General features: G+C 64.5%; 25 protein-coding genes. 7 read left to right on the top strand and 18 right to left on the bottom strand.

What is annotated here, in order from left to right:
* Nucleotides 1-92: 92 nt before the first annotated feature.
* From RB623_RS17355 to RB623_RS17300, 12 genes are all read right to left on the bottom strand, one after another.
* Nucleotides 93-428, bottom strand: a complete 336-nt coding sequence (locus RB623_RS17355) for a hypothetical protein (RefSeq protein ID WP_308058158.1) — start codon at nucleotides 426-428, stop codon at nucleotides 93-95.
* The gene (gene ureG, locus RB623_RS17350) at nucleotides 425-1,063 is read right to left on the bottom strand and encodes an urease accessory protein UreG (protein ID WP_308058157.1); all 639 of its coding nucleotides are present in this window, start codon (nucleotides 1,061-1,063) and stop codon (nucleotides 425-427) included. The genes RB623_RS17355 and ureG overlap by 4 nt, the downstream gene beginning before the upstream one ends.
* Nucleotides 1,060-1,455 carry a hypothetical protein gene (locus RB623_RS17345; RefSeq protein WP_308058156.1) on the bottom strand — a complete coding sequence of 132 codons (396 nt, stop codon included), beginning with the start codon at nucleotides 1,453-1,455 and terminating at the stop codon, nucleotides 1,060-1,062. Before RB623_RS17345 ends, ureG begins: the two co-directional genes overlap by 4 nt.
* On the bottom strand, nucleotides 1,452-2,135 hold the full coding sequence (locus RB623_RS17340; protein WP_374121694.1) for an urease accessory protein UreF: 684 nt from the start codon (nucleotides 2,133-2,135) through the stop codon (nucleotides 1,452-1,454). The genes RB623_RS17345 and RB623_RS17340 overlap by 4 nt, the downstream gene beginning before the upstream one ends.
* Nucleotides 2,116-2,799: an urease accessory protein UreE gene (ureE, locus tag RB623_RS17335; RefSeq protein ID WP_308058155.1), complete on the bottom strand. Its 684-nt coding sequence runs from the start codon at nucleotides 2,797-2,799 to the stop codon at nucleotides 2,116-2,118. The genes RB623_RS17340 and ureE overlap by 20 nt, the downstream gene beginning before the upstream one ends.
* An 8-nt stretch (nucleotides 2,800-2,807) precedes the next feature.
* Nucleotides 2,808-3,104 carry a putative quinol monooxygenase gene (locus RB623_RS17330; protein ID WP_308058154.1) on the bottom strand — a complete coding sequence of 99 codons (297 nt, stop codon included), beginning with the start codon at nucleotides 3,102-3,104 and terminating at the stop codon, nucleotides 2,808-2,810.
* Between the two features lie 42 nt (nucleotides 3,105-3,146).
* Entirely contained in the window at nucleotides 3,147-3,746 is a 600-nt protein-coding gene (locus tag RB623_RS17325; RefSeq protein ID WP_308058153.1) for a hypothetical protein, read from the bottom strand.
* Nucleotides 3,747-3,875: 129 nt separating this feature from the next.
* Nucleotides 3,876-4,346: a DUF29 domain-containing protein gene (locus tag RB623_RS17320; RefSeq protein ID WP_308058152.1), complete on the bottom strand. Its 471-nt coding sequence runs from the start codon at nucleotides 4,344-4,346 to the stop codon at nucleotides 3,876-3,878.
* Nucleotides 4,347-4,366: 20 nt separating this feature from the next.
* Nucleotides 4,367-4,855, bottom strand: coding sequence for a DUF29 domain-containing protein (locus tag RB623_RS17315; RefSeq protein ID WP_308058151.1), 489 nt, complete (start codon nucleotides 4,853-4,855; stop codon nucleotides 4,367-4,369).
* A gap of 9 nt (nucleotides 4,856-4,864) precedes the next feature.
* The gene (gene ureC / locus RB623_RS17310; protein ID WP_308058150.1) at nucleotides 4,865-6,577 is read right to left on the bottom strand and encodes an urease subunit alpha; all 1,713 of its coding nucleotides are present in this window, start codon (nucleotides 6,575-6,577) and stop codon (nucleotides 4,865-4,867) included.
* A gap of 3 nt (nucleotides 6,578-6,580) precedes the next feature.
* Complete coding sequence (locus tag RB623_RS17305) at nucleotides 6,581-6,949, bottom strand: hypothetical protein (protein ID WP_308058149.1); 369 nt, start codon at nucleotides 6,947-6,949, stop codon at nucleotides 6,581-6,583.
* Nucleotides 6,946-7,230 carry an AbrB/MazE/SpoVT family DNA-binding domain-containing protein gene (locus RB623_RS17300; RefSeq protein ID WP_308058148.1) on the bottom strand — a complete coding sequence of 95 codons (285 nt, stop codon included), beginning with the start codon at nucleotides 7,228-7,230 and terminating at the stop codon, nucleotides 6,946-6,948. The genes RB623_RS17305 and RB623_RS17300 overlap by 4 nt, the downstream gene beginning before the upstream one ends.
* 238 nt (nucleotides 7,231-7,468) lie before the next feature.
* On the opposite strand from RB623_RS17300, the gene RB623_RS17295 reads away from it, so the two are divergent.
* Both RB623_RS17295 and RB623_RS17290 read left to right on the top strand, forming a co-directional pair.
* Nucleotides 7,469-7,849: a hypothetical protein gene (locus RB623_RS17295; RefSeq protein WP_308058147.1), complete on the top strand. Its 381-nt coding sequence runs from the start codon at nucleotides 7,469-7,471 to the stop codon at nucleotides 7,847-7,849.
* Between the two features lie 165 nt (nucleotides 7,850-8,014).
* The gene (locus RB623_RS17290) at nucleotides 8,015-8,506 is read left to right on the top strand and encodes a hypothetical protein (protein WP_308058146.1); all 492 of its coding nucleotides are present in this window, start codon (nucleotides 8,015-8,017) and stop codon (nucleotides 8,504-8,506) included.
* A 23-nt stretch (nucleotides 8,507-8,529) separates the two neighbouring features.
* On the opposite strand, the gene RB623_RS17285 is transcribed toward RB623_RS17290, so the two are convergent.
* The 4 genes from RB623_RS17285 to RB623_RS17270 are packed head-to-tail and all read right to left on the bottom strand — an operon-like array spanning nucleotide 8,530 to nucleotide 10,296.
* Complete coding sequence (locus tag RB623_RS17285) at nucleotides 8,530-8,835, bottom strand: urease subunit beta (protein ID WP_308058145.1); 306 nt, start codon at nucleotides 8,833-8,835, stop codon at nucleotides 8,530-8,532.
* Nucleotides 8,836-8,856: 21 nt separating this feature from the next.
* Nucleotides 8,857-9,114, bottom strand: coding sequence for a DUF1272 domain-containing protein (locus tag RB623_RS17280; protein WP_308058144.1), 258 nt, complete (start codon nucleotides 9,112-9,114; stop codon nucleotides 8,857-8,859).
* A gap of 9 nt (nucleotides 9,115-9,123) precedes the next feature.
* A complete protein-coding gene (locus RB623_RS17275; RefSeq protein ID WP_308058143.1) occupies nucleotides 9,124-9,426 on the bottom strand; it encodes an urease subunit gamma in 303 nt (100 codons plus the stop codon).
* 15 nt (nucleotides 9,427-9,441) lie between these two features.
* Nucleotides 9,442-10,296: an urease accessory protein UreD gene (locus RB623_RS17270; protein WP_308058142.1), complete on the bottom strand. Its 855-nt coding sequence runs from the start codon at nucleotides 10,294-10,296 to the stop codon at nucleotides 9,442-9,444.
* Nucleotides 10,297-10,493: 197 nt separating this feature from the next.
* On the opposite strand from RB623_RS17270, the gene RB623_RS17265 reads away from it, so the two are divergent.
* The 3 genes from RB623_RS17265 (at nucleotide 10,494) to RB623_RS17255 (ending at nucleotide 12,794) form a co-directional block, all read left to right on the top strand.
* The gene (locus RB623_RS17265) at nucleotides 10,494-10,745 is read left to right on the top strand and encodes an acyl carrier protein (protein WP_308058141.1); all 252 of its coding nucleotides are present in this window, start codon (nucleotides 10,494-10,496) and stop codon (nucleotides 10,743-10,745) included.
* A gap of 1 nt (nucleotide 10,746) precedes the next feature.
* Nucleotides 10,747-11,958, top strand: coding sequence for a beta-ketoacyl-[acyl-carrier-protein] synthase family protein (locus tag RB623_RS17260; protein ID WP_308058140.1), 1,212 nt, complete (start codon nucleotides 10,747-10,749; stop codon nucleotides 11,956-11,958).
* 131 nt (nucleotides 11,959-12,089) lie between these two features.
* Nucleotides 12,090-12,794 carry a glutathione S-transferase N-terminal domain-containing protein gene (locus RB623_RS17255; RefSeq protein WP_308058139.1) on the top strand — a complete coding sequence of 235 codons (705 nt, stop codon included), beginning with the start codon at nucleotides 12,090-12,092 and terminating at the stop codon, nucleotides 12,792-12,794.
* 92 nt (nucleotides 12,795-12,886) lie between these two features.
* Here RB623_RS17255 and RB623_RS17250 read toward each other — a convergent pair whose 3' ends face one another.
* Entirely contained in the window at nucleotides 12,887-13,399 is a 513-nt protein-coding gene (locus RB623_RS17250) for a hypothetical protein (protein WP_308058138.1), read from the bottom strand.
* 103 nt (nucleotides 13,400-13,502) lie between these two features.
* Nucleotides 13,503-14,117, bottom strand: a complete 615-nt coding sequence (locus RB623_RS17245) for a nucleoside triphosphate hydrolase (protein ID WP_308058137.1) — start codon at nucleotides 14,115-14,117, stop codon at nucleotides 13,503-13,505.
* A gap of 229 nt (nucleotides 14,118-14,346) precedes the next feature.
* Here RB623_RS17245 and RB623_RS17240 point away from each other — a divergent pair, with 229 nt between their 5' ends.
* Together RB623_RS17240 and RB623_RS17235 are read left to right on the top strand one after the other, a co-directional pair.
* Nucleotides 14,347-15,210 (top strand): D-alanyl-D-alanine carboxypeptidase family protein, encoded by an 864-nt coding sequence (locus RB623_RS17240; protein WP_308058136.1) that lies wholly within the window; start codon nucleotides 14,347-14,349, stop codon nucleotides 15,208-15,210.
* Between the two features lie 69 nt (nucleotides 15,211-15,279).
* Nucleotides 15,280-15,762 carry a class I SAM-dependent methyltransferase gene (locus RB623_RS17235; protein ID WP_308058233.1) on the top strand — a complete coding sequence of 161 codons (483 nt, stop codon included), beginning with the start codon at nucleotides 15,280-15,282 and terminating at the stop codon, nucleotides 15,760-15,762.
* Nucleotides 15,763-15,850: the final 88 nt, after the last annotated feature.

Here is a 15,850-nt window from a genome sequence, read left to right as displayed (position 1 = left end):
GACGAGAAATCGGCTGCCGCGAAACGCGAGAGTGGCGTCAGCGTTGTCGCGTCGCTAGCCAATAGCACACGGCATAGGATACGTGCACGGACTCAGATTGGGCTGCAGTGTCGGGCCAGATTATCGAGCGTTATAGAGAGCCCATATTCGCCGTAAAGTTCATCCCTCCGACTTTCTTCGCTTACAAGCACGCTTTCCCATCGCTCTGCCTCGATCGGCCTCGCCGGAACCGCATGCGCGCTATTCGGAACATCGCCCCAAATTTCGAAATGCAGTCCCTGCGGGAGAAGTCGGACTTCGGCGACGCTGACGGGCGCATCAAATTGCACGTGCACAATCGCCTCGAAGGCACGATCGACCACATACCGCTGTCCGTCTCTGGGCAGCTTATGGCTCATGGCGAACGCCGGAACCTTCGACTTGTTCAAGCCGCGGACTCCCGACTGACAGCCGCAAGCCCGCCCTGCTCGACGATGAAGTTGACGATCTCCGCCAGCCCCCGACCACGCGAAAGATCGGTGAAGCTGAACGGCCGCCGGCCGCGCATCTTTGCCGCGTCGCGCTCCATCACGTCGAGGTTGACGTTCACGTAGGGCGCAAGATCGCTCTTGTTGATGACCAGAAAATCCGAGCGCGTGATGCCCGGCCCGCCCTTGCGCGGGATTTCCTCGCCCTGGCAGACCGAGATGACGTAGAGCGTTAGGTCGGCAAGGTCGGGCGAGAAGGTAGCGGCAAGGTTGTCGCCGCCGGACTCGATGAAGATCACGTCGAGATCCGGGAATTTTCTGTTCATCTCGGCAATTGCCGCGAGATTGATCGAGGCGTCCTCGCGGATCGCGGTATGCGGACAACCGCCGGTCTCGACGCCCATGATGCGCTCTTCCGGCAGGGCCTGGAGCCGTGCCAGGATCATGGCGTCTTCCTTGGTGTAGATGTCGTTGGTGACGACGGCGATGGAAAACTCGTCGCGCATCGCCTTGCAGAGTTTTTCCGTAAGCGTCGTCTTGCCGGAGCCGACAGGCCCGCCGATGCCGACGCGAAGGGGTCCGTTCGAATGGGTCATGATGCCTCGGCTAGCCGTTCGATCAGTTTCAGGGTCATATGGTTGTCTTCGATTGCCACGTCATGTGTGCGAAAGACGCCGATCGGCTCACCGACCGAGCCGGTCGGGGCCTCGGCGGTCGGCGGCGTCGCCCGCCTGACGAGAAGCGGCGCGCCGGAAAGCAGCAACTCGCGCCATCTTGCCTGGCCGGGATCGTTCCACCACGGTCGCCCGAACTGATCCGGATTGCCGCTGAACAGCACCTGCTTGCCCCACGCCCACTGCCCATCCCGGAAATCCCGCATCACCGGCACGGCGCTCGCTCCAAGCAGGGCGGCGCAACGCGGGTCCTCGCAGCGCGCGATCCACGGGCCGCGTTCCTGAACGAAATGGAAGCGTGGCAGGGACTTCATGACCGGAACAGTCTCGAATATTGCGTCTCGTGCCGCATGGCGGCGACGTCCGAGAGAACCGCGCAGGCGCCGAGATCGTCCAGCGACGAGTTTTCCGCGCAGGCCGCGACTTCCGAAATCGCCGGCTCCAGCCCGGCGATCAGCGCCACCGCGCCCTGCTGGCCGGTGACGCCGAGCCTGATGCCGGCCTGTACGAGGTTGGTGGCGAAGGCTTGCAGAAAGGCGCCGAGCGCGTCGCCGAGCGGCACGCCATGCGCGCCGGCGACCGCGCCGACGGCGACACAATAGGCGCAATCGTCCGGCAGGCTCGCCAGCCCGACCGCCGGCCAGGCTCCGGCCGCCTTGAGGAAGGCGGCGCCTTGCAGCATCGATTCCATATGCCGTTCGCGTGAGGCGGCCAAAGCCTCGGCCAGCGCCGCGCATTCAGAAAGGCTTTCGCCGTGCCGCGCACGCCGCCCGGCTTCGGCGAAGAGCACAGCGTCGTTCCAGCCCGAGCCGCGCCGCAGCAGGGTTTCCAGCCAATCGCGCAGATCGTCCGCATCGGCGACAAGGCCGTCCTCGACGGCGCGCTCCAGCCCGTGGCTGTAGCTGAACGAGCCGACCGGAAAGGCCGGCGACAGCCAGGCGAATAGTTTGAGGAGCGCTTTGCTGCTGGCGGCTTCAGGCATGGTTGTGGCCATAGTGCGGATCGCCGGGGCGGCGTCCAAAACGGTCAAGCTCGCCATGCTTATGATCGTGGCCATGATGGTCATGACCGTGGCGGTGGTCATGCGCGCCGTGATGATGATCGTGGTCGTGGTCGTGATCATGGTGGTCGTGATGACCGTGGCCGTGATCGTGATCATGGTGCTCGTGGCCATGCCCGTGATCGTGGCCGCCGGAATAGGCGCCACGAACCGGGTCGAACGGCGCCAGCACCTCGTTGACCGTCGCGCCGAGCCCTTCCAGCATCGCCTTGATGACATGATCGCGCAGGATGAAAATGCGGTCCGGGCGGATTGCAGCCGCCAAGTGTCGGTTGCCTATGTGCCAGGCCAGCTCGGCCAGATGCACCGTATCGCGCGGCACGATCTCGTAGATTTCCTCGTCGCCGGCGGCGATCTCGACATGGCGTCCGTCGTCGAGGACCAGCCGGTCGCCGGCGGCTAGCTGAACCGGTTCGGCGAGGTCGACGAACACACGCTCGCCGCCGGTGAGCGTCAGCACCTTTCGACGCAGGTGCCGCTCGTCATGCGGCAAGGTGATCGTGCCGGCGAGAGGCGCGGCCGAAGGCTGCGCGCCGGCGCGCTCGACCGAACCGGCGCGCGGGAATTTGGTGAAATCGGTGGTGATGTTGAGCTTCATGGTCTTTCTCAGCGGGTTTCGACCTTGTCGGGATGGATGACTTCGACCTTGCGGGAGACGAGGTGCGGTACGCTGGCCTCGCGCCAGGCGATGAGATGCGGCTGCTTCATGTGTTCGGCAAGGTGCTCAGGCGATTCCCAGTGCTCGATGAAGACCAGCTTTTCCGGCTCGGTGACGCTGGTGAAGAGTTCGTAGGACAGGCAGCCTTTTTCCTTGCGCGTGCCCTCGATGCAGGCGAGCGCCGGAGCGCGCAGCGCTTCCATCGAACCGGGTTTTGTCGTCAGCGTGGCGAGGACATAGATCATTCCAGAAAATTCCCAATTTCGTCGGTTTTGTGGACCCTGCGGTCAGGCGAGGGTGTCGAAAAGCCGCCATATCCAGGCGGCCTGATAGAGAAGGGCAAAGGTCACGAAGGCGCGGTGGAACGTCCGATTGTCCGTCGCGATGGCGGCCATACAGAGGATGACGAACAGCGGCGTGCGGATGAGATATTCGTTGCCGAACTGGGCGAAATGCTCCTCGCCCTTGAGCCGAGTGTCGACCACGTCGAGCAGATAGGCCGAGGCCAGAACGCCGAAGAACCAGGCGCGCTTCGACAGAAAATAGTCCTCGTAACTCTTGTAGTCCTGCATGCTGTCGGGAAACAGCAAGGCGCACAGCAGGAACAGGATGATGGCGTAGCAGACGACGAAGAGATAGACGCCAAAAGTCCATATCCGCAGATTGTAGAGGCCGAATTCCCACCACCAGAAATGCACCAGCATCAGCAGCAGATAAGCGACCCAGGCGAGGTGAACGGGATAGATTTTGTATTGCTGGGGATGCTGGACGATGCGCGCGACGCCCGAAAGCAGGCGCGTCACGCCGAGACCGACCACCATGCCCATGACAATGCGGATGTGGGTGAATTCCTGCGCCGCGGCCGCGGCCTGGTCGGGGGCGGCCATCAGTCGCCGCGCAATTCATCGGGCAACCGGGATCGGCCCGGCATGAAGCGGAAATAGAAGTCGCGCTCGCAGGGGAGGTCGTCGGATTTCGGCTGCGGCCGGGCCATTAACTGTCCCTCCGACAATCCTTCACCTCTCCTCTGCCGCATCCGGGAAAAAGGACTCTTCGAGAATCTGGTCGACCACGAATGGGCAGGTCTCCGGAAAGATCTGCTCGGGTAGTCCGGTTTTGCCGGCCGCAAGCAAACGGGCCGTTTTGTATTCGTCGACCAGCACCTCAGCAGGGAAAGCTCGAAGACTCGGGCTCCGCTTGAGCCGCCTTCCTATGCGATATCGTTGTTCCGCAATCGTCCCGCGCCAGCCCGAAGACCGCTTGTCGGGTTGGTAGCGCCATTTCAGCAAATGGGTCAGAAGAACATTCAGCCGGCTGCCGATCTCGTCCTCTTCGCTCCCCCCCAAGCTTTCGATCTCCTCGGCAAGGTTCTCGCGGTCGAGCGCGTCGAGGCGGCCCGCTCGCAATAGCGCGCCTTGTTCGACGCACCATTGGGCGAAGTCTACCTCGTAGGGCGTCAATTGCGATTTCCACAGATGTTTATTCATGGAGCATGCGTCCACATTGATCAGTCTCGCAAAACATCCCAAGGCTGGAATGCTTCACCCGGCCAGAACCTGTCGTCCAAAGCATCAGCGACCGAAAATGGCGGCTCTGCCGGAAAGCTTGTCGCGGAAAGGCCCGTTTCATTGATCGCCTGGCGCCTACCCTCGGCATAAGCCTTCTCGAAGATCTCCTCCGGATAGTCTTTCAAACTTGGGCTGTCCTCGATGCCAGACGGAATCCATGTCCTCTGCTCGCTGATCGTAATGCGCCAGCTTTCGCTCCGCCGTCCGGGCTGGAACTGCCATTTCAGCAAGTGATGGATCAGGAGCGCCAAACGCGTTCTGATTTCCTTCCTTTCGCTCCGCCCCACGCTCTCGATCTCCTCGGCGAGATTCTCCCAGTCGATGTCGTTTTGCGCGCGCGCGCGGAGCTTGGCCGCCTGTTCCTGCGTCCAGGCATAAAAATCACGCTCGTAGAGCGAGTCCCTTGGTTTCTCGAGAACCTTTCCCATCGCTCCAATCTAAAACAGAAAGTACCGCTGCGCCATCGGCAGCACGGTGGCCGGCTCGCAGGTCAAAAGTTCACCGTCGGCGCGCACCTCATAAGTCTCCGGATCGACCTCGACAAAAGGCGTGGCGTCATTGAGTTTCATCGAGTGCTTGCCGATGCCGCCGCGCGTGTTTTCGACGGCAACCATGGCCTTGTCGACGCCGAGTTTTTTCTTCAGCCCGGCGTCGAGCGCCGCCTTGGAGACGAAGGTGACGGACGAATTGGTCATCGCCTTGCCATAGGCGCCGAACATCGCCCGGTAATGGACCGGCTGCGGCGTCGGGATCGAGGCGTTCGGATCGCCCATGGGCGCGGCGGCGATCATGCCGCCGATCAGCACCATATCGGGCTTCACGCCGAAGAAGGCGGGATTCCACAGTACCAGGTCGGCGCGCTTTCCGACCTCGACCGAGCCGATCTCCTTCGACAGGCCGTGCGCGATGGCCGGGTTGATCGTGTATTTCGCGATGTAGCGGCGGACGCGAAAATTGTCGTTGCCGCCGGTCTCCTGAGGCAGGCTGCCCCGCTGGCGCTTCATCTTGTCGGCCGTCTGCCAGGTGCGGATCAGCACCTCGCCGATGCGGCCCATGGCCTGGCTGTCGGAGGAGATGATCGAGAAGGCGCCGATGTCGTGCAGGATGTCTTCCGCCGCGATGGTCTCCTTGCGGATGCGGCTTTCGGCGAAGGCGATGTCTTCCGGGATCGACGGCGACAGATGGTGGCACACCATCAGCATGTCGAGATGCTCGGCGATGGTGTTCTTCGTGTATGGCCGCGTTGGGTTGGTCGAAGAAGGGATGACATGCGGCAGGCCGCAGACTTTTATGATGTCCGGCGCGTGGCCGCCGCCGGCGCCTTCGGTGTGGAAGGCATGGATGGTGCGACCCTTGATGGCGTTGACCGTATCCTCGACGAAGCCGCTCTCGTTCAGCGTGTCGGTGTGGATCATCACCTGCACGTCAAAGTCGTCGGCGACCGACAGGCAGCAGTCGATCGCCGCAGGCGTGGTGCCCCAGTCCTCGTGCAGCTTCAGCGCGCAGGCGCCGCCCAGCACCATCTCCTCCAGCGCCGCCGGCAGCGAGGCGTTGCCCTTGGCCGACAGGCCGATATTCATCGGGAAGGCGTCGAAGGACTGGATCATGCGCGCCAGATGCCAGGGGCCGGGCGTGCAGGTGGTGGCCAGCGTGCCGTGCGCCGGGCCGGTGCCGCCGCCAAGCATGGTGGTGACGCCGGCCATCAGCGCCTCCTCGATCTGCTGCGGGCAGATGAAGTGGATATGCGCGTCGAAGCCGCCGGCCGTCAGGATTTTTCCCTCGCCGGCGATCGCCTCGGTGCCCGGGCCGACGATGATGGTGACGCCCGGCTGCGTGTCCGGGTTGCCGGCCTTGCCGATCGCATGGATGCGGCCGTCCTTCAGGCCAATGTCGGCCTTGTAGATACCGGTGTGGTCGACGACCAGCGCGTTGGTGATGACCGTGTCGACCGCGCCGCCGGCCCGGCTCACCTGGCTCTGGCCCATGCCGTCGCGGATCACTTTGCCGCCGCCGAATTTTATCTCCTCGCCATAGGTGCAAAGGTCCTTCTCGACCTCGATGAACAGTTCGGTGTCGGCCAGCCGCACCCGATCGCCGACGGTCGGGCCGAACATCTGGGCATAGGCGGAGCGGGCAAGTCTTGCAGGCATCTGTCAACTCCGTGCGAGTGTGAATCCGGTCTTGCGCGCGGCTTTTGCGTCGAGCGTCAGGGTTGTCGTGCAGCCCGCAGCCAGATTGTCGCGAGCGATCAAAAAGTCGCCAAAGTCGGCTCCGCCCAGTTCATAGTCATCCAAAACGGCCATAACGACTTCGGGCCGGTCTAGCTCGATGTTAGACACGGCAACAAGACGCCTCAGCATGGCGACCACTATATCCTTAGGATAGCCAAACTTATTCGAAAGCACCCATTCGAGTTCCAGCAAGGCGACATGGCTTACGCGATACTGCGTTGAAGGAAGGACAATCCGCCTTTGCCCCTGCACGAGCCAGGCGACGACGACGTTGGTGTCAAGGCCGATCACTTGCCGGAACGCTTCAGCCCATCGAGGACGCGCTGGCCCATCTCGGACCGAGCTTGGCGCACCATCTCGACGATGTCTTCGTCAGTCAGCGGCGGGCCGTCATAGGGAAGCACACCTCGCAGATCTTCAAAGCGTTCGGTTCGCGCGACCAGTTCCACCTTGCCGTCGCGGTTCCGCTCGAAATCCAGTCGGTCGCCCGGCTTGATTCCAAGTTGGTCGCGCAGTTTGGCCGGAAGAGTGATCTGGCCCTTTGATGTTACCTTGGCGGACGCTATGGGCATCTTGGTGCTCCTTACTTCTTGATCGGAAAGTAAGGCGAACTAGGGCTGAAAGCAATCATCTTCCCTCACCGGCTTCTCCCATCGAATTTCGTCGGATTGAACGCGCGGCGCCTCTCATTTCCGACACCAAATAACCACGGAACGACCCCATCGGCGGCAGCTTCTGACCCAATTGGGCGTGTGGGGTGGCGGTGTTGCCCCAACATGATCGCCTGCCAACCGATGGAAGGAAAAATCCATGCGCATGATTACGATCCTGGCAGCGGCCGCTACGCTCACCTTTGCCGTGGCGGCCAACGCGCAAGCACAGGCCACGCAACCGCCCGCCCAGGCGCCGGCACCCGAAGCCCCGGCGGCTGCCCCGGCGGCTGCCCCGACGACGATCCGCAGCGTCAACATCGTCGACATGACCGAACTGCCTGAAACCACGCAGAAGCAGGTCAACGACGTGGTGGCCAAAAGCGGCGACGCCGACCTTCAGCAACTGCGCAGCACCATCGACGCCAATCCCCAGGTCAAGTCGGCGCTGAAGGCCAAGGGCCTGACCTCGGCGCATGTCATCGCTGCCAGCATGAGTCGTGAAGGCGCGCTGACACTGGTCACCAAGAAGGCCGGCTGACGGCTTGGGCGAGCCAATCATCCGTCCGTTCAGGACGCCGGCACCGGGTTCGATCGCGAGATCGGGCCTGGCAACCGGCGTCTGGCAAACAGCCGCATGCCGGGAACCTCGGCACGGGGGCCGCCGTTGCTTTCCTTTGTCCTGCCCAACCACACGGAACGAGCGATGACGACCACCAAGCCGCCGAATAGCAAATGGCCGCACGCCCTCGCGGCCGCAACCCTGCTGGCCGCCGCGCTGCCGGCCGTGGCGGCGTTCGCTCAAGGAACGAAAAGCCAGGAAGCGGTCGACGCCATCATCGGCTCGGAGGTCCGCCAGGAGGAAACCAGCGCCGAGGCGGTTCCGGACAAGGTGGTAGCGGCGATCGAGAAGACCGCCGAAAGCACGAAGGCGGTCAGAACCGCCACCAAGCTCGATCAGGTCGATATCGTCTTCCTGACCGATTCGGCCAAGACCGAGGGCGGCCCGCCGCCTGCCATCGAATCCAAGGTGGCAGAGCACAGGCAGGAGATCGAACAGCTTCGCGACGAGATCGAGGGCAACGCCATGCTCTACCATGCGCTCGATTCGCGGCAGGTGCTGGTCGAGGACGTGCTGGCTGTGTCGTTCGACAAGGCGAATGTCGTCATCTATGCGGCCGCCAAGCCCCCACGCTGACCGCCGTACGGCAGGCGAGGGCGTCACAGCTTGCCCATGACCTTCTGCTGGAAACCGAAAACCTCGCGCTTGCCGCCGAGTGGCACCAGCGTCACGTCGCGCTCCTGTCCGGGTTCGAAACGCACCGCCGTTCCAGCGGCGATGTCGAGCCGCATTCCGCACGCCTTGTCGCGATCGAAAGACAGCGCGCCGTTTGTCTCAAAGAAATGGTAGTGGCTGCCGACCTGGATCGGCCGATCGCCGGTATTGGCGACTTTCAGCGTGACGGTTTCTGCCCCACTGTTCAGCTCGATGTCGCCGGGCGCGGTGATCACTTCTCCGGGGATCATATCGTCTCCTTCGGCCGCGACTCAGGCAGCCTTGCCGGCGGGCGCACAGCCCTCGGCCTTCAGCACCCGCTTGGTCGAGGCCGGATATTTTTTCAGCATCGCCGCCGGGCGGATCGGCCGGGGTGAAAAATTGCCGCCGCAGTTGGGACAGACGCCGCCGAGGACCCCGTCCGCGCAATCGGTGCAAAAAGTGCACTCGAAGGTGCAGATGCGCGCCTCGTCCGACTCCGGCGGCAGGTCGCGGTCGCAGCATTCGCAATTTGGCCGCAGCTCCAACATCTTCTCCTCCTAGCGAATCGGCTCGTGCACGGTGACGAGTTTGGTCCCATCCGGGAACGTCGCCTCGACCTGCACGTCAGAAATCATCTCGGCGATCCCTTCCATGACCTGGTCGCGGGTGACGACATGCGCGCCGGCCTCCATCAGATCGACGACCGAGCGGCCGTCGCGCGCGCCCTCGACGACAAAATCGGTGATCAGCGCGATCGCTTCTGGATGGTTGAGCTTGACGCCGCGCTCCAGCCGCTTGCGCGCGACGATGGCCGCCATGGCGATCAGCAGCTTGTCCTTTTCCCGAGGCGTCAAGTTCATACCTGCAAAATTCCCTCACAGTGACCAGCATTTGGGCAGGCCTGCCCGTCCGTTGAGCAGACCCAGAAGCGGCACCAGCCGCTTCCTCAAGCCGTATCCGTCACCGGCATAGAGCCTCGCAAGAAGCTTGCCAGTCCCGCCGACGCTCCAGGTGCTGGCGCCGCCCTCCTCGCCGACGATTTCCCGCACTCGGTCGAGCCAGGATTCCGTTTCGTCGCCGACAAGCAGCACCGTCGCCATCGCCGCCGCGCCGCCCAGCGCCGCGCTGCCAGCCAGGAACGCGCGTACCTCGGGTCCGACGAAAAAGTCCTCGGCGTGGGTGAGCCGGCCGCCGCAAGAAACGCGCCACCGGTCGCGAAAGAAACCATTCTCCACCCTCTCGCCCATGGCGCTCCGCCCGAAGACGGTGGCTTCTGCAATGAGTGCCGTCGCGCCCATGGCGAGTTCGACGTCGAGCCGGCGGGAAAAGGCGGCGCGGTCGAACATGATGGTCTCCTGCGGCAGCCACGCGACGCTGCCGCCTTCGCCCACGGACAGGCGTACGGACGTTTCGGCCTGCTGCCCGGAGGACGCGCGGTAGACTTTCTCGGACGCCTGCGTCGTCACTACCAGCGAGGACCCGACGCCGGCTTCCATCTCCCAGGCAAGCCGGTCGCCGCCGGTCAGGCCGCCAGCCGTATTGATGAGGACCGCCTCCAGCGGATCGGCGTCCGTCCTCGGCATCCTGATCTTGGCCGCGCCCTCCTGCGACAGCCGCTCGATACGGGTGCGCCCACCGCGCCGCCGCACCGTGAGCAGGCCGCGGGCACAGACACGCTGGGATTTGAGGCGATCGGCATCGGGCAATGGCGGAGAGAAGGCAAGATTCATGAAGGGCCAGCTTAAGCCGGTGGACGGCAAAGTCGAGAGCGCAGGAGAGAGCTTCGCTTGTTGCCTTGCAGGCATCCGGTTTCTATAGAGGAATGGTTTGTGACACCGGCCGGATGAATTGCATCGTAAGCGGGCGGCGGGTGCGGCGGAAAGGGCAGCGTCCGGCACAAGGGCGCGGAAACAATCGGGAAGGCAACATGGATCAACTTGCTCAGGACATAATCGGCAACATCAAGGCTCACGCGGATCCCGAGATCGGCGAGATCGCGCTTGACACCGACCTGGGCGACCTCGGCATCCATTCGCTGGAACTGACCGAAATCATCTTCGACCTCGAGGAGGCCTACGGCATCGAGGTCCAGATGAACACCGCCGAAGCCTGGAGCAAGCTGTCCAATGTGGGCGACATCGTCGAGGCCGTGCGCGCCTTGATCGCCAAAAAAGGCTGACATGTCGCGACAGCGCGTCGTCATCACGGGTATCGGCGGGCTGTGCGCGCTCGGCACGAACGTGCCGGCAATCTGGGAATCGATGCGTGCCGGACGTTCGGGCATAGGCCCGATCACGACAACGCCGATGGAAGACCTGAAGGTTCAGATCGGCGCCGAGATCAAGGAACTGCCGGCGCATGATCTGGACCGCAAGCAGATCGCCACGATGGATCGCTTCAGCCTTCTCGCCGCCATCGCGGCCAGCGAAGCGATCCGTTCCGCCGGGCTGGAGATAAGCGAAGCGCTGTCGCCCCGCGCCGGAGCCGTGGTCGGGACCGGCATCTATGGGGCGATCACCGCCGACGAAGCCTACCGCCATGCCTATCGGGAAAAGCGGTCGCGGGTGGGCATCTTCACCGTCCCCAAAACCATGCCCGGCGCGGCGGCCGGCCAGGTGAGCATGGCCAATCGGCTCCGCGGCCCGGTGTTCGGCGTCACCTCGGCCTGTGCCTCCTCCAACCATGCCTTCGCCACGGCGGTCGACCAGTTGCGGCTCGGGCGCGCCGACGTCATGATCGCCGGCGGAACCGACGCGCCGCTGGTGTTCGGCGTGCTGAAGGGTTGGGAAGCATTGCGCGCTCTGGCGCGTGACACCTGCCGTCCGTTCTCGGCCGAACGCGATGGGCTGGTCATCGGCGAGGGCGCCGGCATGGCGGTGCTTGAAACCTACGAGCATGCCCGGGCGCGCGGCGCGCCCATACTGGCCGAGCTTGCCGGCGCCGGCCTGTCGGGCGACGCCAGCGACATCGTCGCTCCCACCGTCGAGGGACCGGCTTCCGCCATGCGGCGCTGCCTCGCCGACGCGGCGCTTGCGCCGGAAGACGTCGACTACGTCAACGCCCACGGCACCGGCACCAAGGCCAACGACCAGATCGAGACGCAGGCGATCCGAAGCGTGTTCGGCGCGCATGCCGACAAGCTGTCGGTCTCCTCGACCAAATCGATGCACGCGCATTGCATGGGAGCCTCCGGCGCCCTGGAGATGATCGCCTGCGTGATGGCGATCCGCGACGGCGTCATCCCGCCGACAGCCAACTACACCACGCCCGATCCCGACTGCGACCTCGACGTGACGCCGAACGTCGCGCGCGAACGCAAGGTGCGCGCGGCGATCAGCAACGGTTTCGCCTTCGGCGGCACCAACGCCGTCGTCGCCTTCAAGGCGATTTGATTCTCCACCGGCACGAACTGCCCCAAAACAGACAAGGCCGGCTTCTCGACAGAAGCTGCTTCAGTTCCTACGTAGCGCGCTATCCCACCCGGCGCCGGTTTGCGCGCGACCGCCCTCCCAGGAGAACCTGCATGACCGACCTTTCCGCCTTCCCGATCACCGCGCGCTGGCCGGCCGAGCATCCGGACCGGCTTCAGCTCTACTCTTTCCCGACGCCCAACGGCGTGAAGGTGTCGATCGCGCTGGAGGAGATCGGCATCCCCTACGAGCCGCATCTGATCAACATTATGAAGAACGAAACCTGGACGCCGGACTTCCTGTCGCTCAACCCGAACGGCAAGATCCCGGCGATCCTCGATCCGGACGGTCCCGGCAGCAAGCCGCTGGCGCTGTTCGAGTCGGGCGCGATCCTGCTCTACCTCGCCGAGAAGACAGGCCTACTCCTGCCCTCGGACCCGGCGCGGCGCTACGAGACGATCGAATGGGTGTTCTTCCAGATGGGCGGCATCGGGCCGATGTTCGGCCAGCTCGGCTTCTTCTACAAATTCGCCGGTAAGGACATTTCCGACAAGCGGCCGCTGGAGCGCTACCGTGACGAATCGAAACGCCTGCTCGGCGTGCTCGAAACCCGGCTCGCCGGCCGGCAGTGGATCATGGACGACGACTACACCATCGCCGACATCTCCATGCTCGGCTGGGTGCGCACCCTGAAAGTTTTTTATGAAGCCGGCGAACTGCTCGATATGGACAGTCTTGCCAACGTCAACCGCTGGCTGGAGGCAGGGCTGGCACGACCGGCAAGCCAGAGAGGCCTGAACATCCCGCCGAGACCTTGACGAATCCATCCAGCCCGGCGGTCACCCGCCGCCGGGACGCATCGTAGCGCAGAATCCTCTTGCCGACAGCGACGTGCTCCGGGCGGGAAGTCCTAATGCTTGCCGCCCCCGACGACGGACCCCGCAACCGAAGCCACCCCGCTTGCCGCCGACTTGACCTTGCGCAGCACGCGCTTGGCGAGCGACGGCTTGGACGCATCCTTGCCGGATTTGGCGCGCGCCGGCTTGGTATCGGCCGCTTTGGTCGCCGACGTCTTCGCTGACTTGGCGGCCGAACTCTTCGCTGGCTTGGCGGCAGAGGTCTTCGCAGACTTGGCGACCGATGGCTTCGCGGGCTTGGTCGCTGACGATTTCGCCGGCTTGGCCGAGGCCATGGCGGCGGATCTTGCCGAAGCGCCCTTGGCGGCGGGCTTCTTTTCAGCCGCAGCCTTTGGCCCGGCGGACTTGGCCTGCGTCTTCCTGCCTGTCGCTGCATCCTTCGACCGCGCCGCGATGGCGGGGGCGGCGCCCGACTTGGCGTCCGCGGCCTTCTTGGCCGTCGCTTTCGGGGTCGCCGCCTTCGGCTCCTTCGCCGGCTTGGTGGAAGATTTGTTGGATTCTGGCATCTCCAGGCCCTCCGGTTGAACGTGCCGCTCAATGCGCGGCAAGGCCTTTGGTTCCGTGAAAGGCCTGAAATCCAACGGCTTCGGAGGGATCAGGCTCAAGGCCTCAGCTCCGGAACACCAGATCGGCCTGCCGGCGGCGCGCCAGCACGCGGTCGATGTTGGGCATGTCGTTGCTGTCGATCCAGGCGCGGGCCTCAGCCTCGGTCTTGCCGTGCTCGTCCCAGCGCTGCCGCAGCCGGCGGTCGAGTTCGTCGCGCGCCACGTCGACATAGATGCAAAAATCGAATAGCGGCCCGAGTCGATTCCACGGTTCCTCGTCCAGCAGCAGGTAGTTTCCCTCGACCAGCACGAACTTCACCTCCTGGCCGATGATCGCCGCGCCGGCGCGCGACAGTTCGATGCCGCGGTCGAACACCGGGATGGCGATCTCCGAGGCATTGTCGCGGATGCGCTTCAGCAGCGCCTCGAACCCGTAGAAGTCGAAGGTTTCCGGCGCGCCCTTGCGCGGGCGCAGGCCGCGCGCATCGAGAACGACGTCGTCGAAATGGAACCCGTCCATCGGCACGACGGCGGCGCTGCCCTGCGGGAAGAGATCCCCCAGGCGCTGGGCGAGCGTCGACTTGCCGCTGCCGGGCGGACCGGCCACCGCCACGACGAAACGCTTGCGGCCGCCCGCATGCTTGAAGATCGACGCCGCGAGCGTGGCTATTTCCGACATGCTATCCTCCATCGCAAGGCGTCCGGACGCGCCTCCGGGCAACTATGCCACATGATATCGGTGCATGTTGAGTTCGGCTCCCGATTTGCGCATGGGGAGGCGCACTGGCAAAACAAACGCGCGATGCGCGTTGCGGGACCGATGGCAGTTGCGGTAGGTTCCGCCCGGCTGCTTCGCGGGGCAAACGCGGCCGGCCATCGGGCACTCGGTTTCAGGCGGGCAGTTGAAAATGTCGATCACGGCGCCGTTCCGGGCAGCGGCGATCCTTCTCCTGATGTTCGGCCTTGCCGCCTGCTCGACGTCCAGGACGCTGGACGTCGCCCCGCCGCTCGCCTCGACGGCGTCCATGTCGGTCAAATACGCGGCGATCGTGGTGGACGGAAGCACCGGCAGCGTGCTCTACGAGGCCGATTCGAACGCACCCCGCTATCCGGCGTCGCTGACCAAGATGATGACGCTCTACCTTCTGTTCGAGGCCATGCAGCAGGGCCGCGTCACGACCGCGACCGAAATCCCCATCTCCGACTACGCCGCGCGCCGGCCGCCCAGCAAGCTCGGCCTCAAGCCGGGCCAGACGATCGACGTCGACATGGCCATCCGCGCGCTTGCCACCAAATCCGCCAACGACGTGGCGGTCGCGGTCGGCGAATATCTCGGTGGATCCGAGGAGCAGTTCGCCCAGATGATGACCGCCAAGGCGCGATCGCTGGGCATGCGCGGCACCACCTTCCGCAACGCGTCGGGCCTGCCCGACGTCGAGCAGCGGACCACGGCGCGCGACATGGCGCTACTCGGCCTGTCGCTGCGAAAACGCTTCCCGGCGCAGTTCGCCTATTTCTCAAGCCAGAATTTCAACTTCCGTGGCCGCAACATCCGCGGCCACAACGACCTGATCGGCCGGGTCGAGGGCGTCGACGGCATCAAGACCGGCTATATCCGCGCCTCCGGCTTCAACATCGTCACCTCGGTCAATCGCGGCGGCCGCAAGCTCGTCGTCGTGGTCATGGGCGGCAATACGGCGCGCCAGCGCAACGCCCATGTCGAGGAACTCATCCTGCGCTACCTGCCGCAAGCTTCGGCGGGCGGAGTCTGACCAGCCGATGATTTCATGCATCCCAAACGCGGCTACCGCCGCGCACGCGCCATCGTCCGGCAATCGCGCATGAGCCGCCTGGAGAGCTTCATCCGCCGCATGACGGCGCAGCGCGTCGTGCTCGACGCCGTCTCGGCGGAAGTCTCCGGCATGGAGGGCCCGATCCTCGAGCTAGGGCTTGGCAACGGCCGCACCTTCGACCATCTGCGCGAGCGCTTGCCCGGCCGGCGCATCATCGCCTTCGACCGGGCGCTGGGCGCGCATCCGAGTTCGGTCCCGCCCGAGGGCGACCTGGTCATCGGCGAGATCCGCGAGACCGCCGCGCGCTACGCCGGCATCGGCGCGGCACTTGTCCATGCCGACATCGGCACCGGCATCGAGGAACTCGACCTGAAGACGCTGCAATGGCTGCCGGGCCTTTCCGCCAGTCTGCTGCGGCCGCGCGGCATCGCGGTCAGCGGCCTGCCGCTCGATCATCCGGATCTGGCGCCGCTGCCGCTCCCCGAGGGCGTGCCCGCCGGGCGCTATTTCATCTACGGCAAGATCGGCTGAAGCCGGCACAAGACCGCCGCGCTCCCTATCCAACGGACCCGCCGCGCGCTATTTGTCGCCGGTTCCTGATGGATGCCGACGCATGGCG

It is taken from the genome of Mesorhizobium sp. LHD-90 (assembly GCF_030929505.1).
Classification (GTDB): Bacteria; Pseudomonadota; Alphaproteobacteria; order Rhizobiales; family Rhizobiaceae; genus Kumtagia.
Note: the sequence above shows the minus strand (reverse complement) of the source record. Positions and strands in the feature narration are given on the sequence as shown.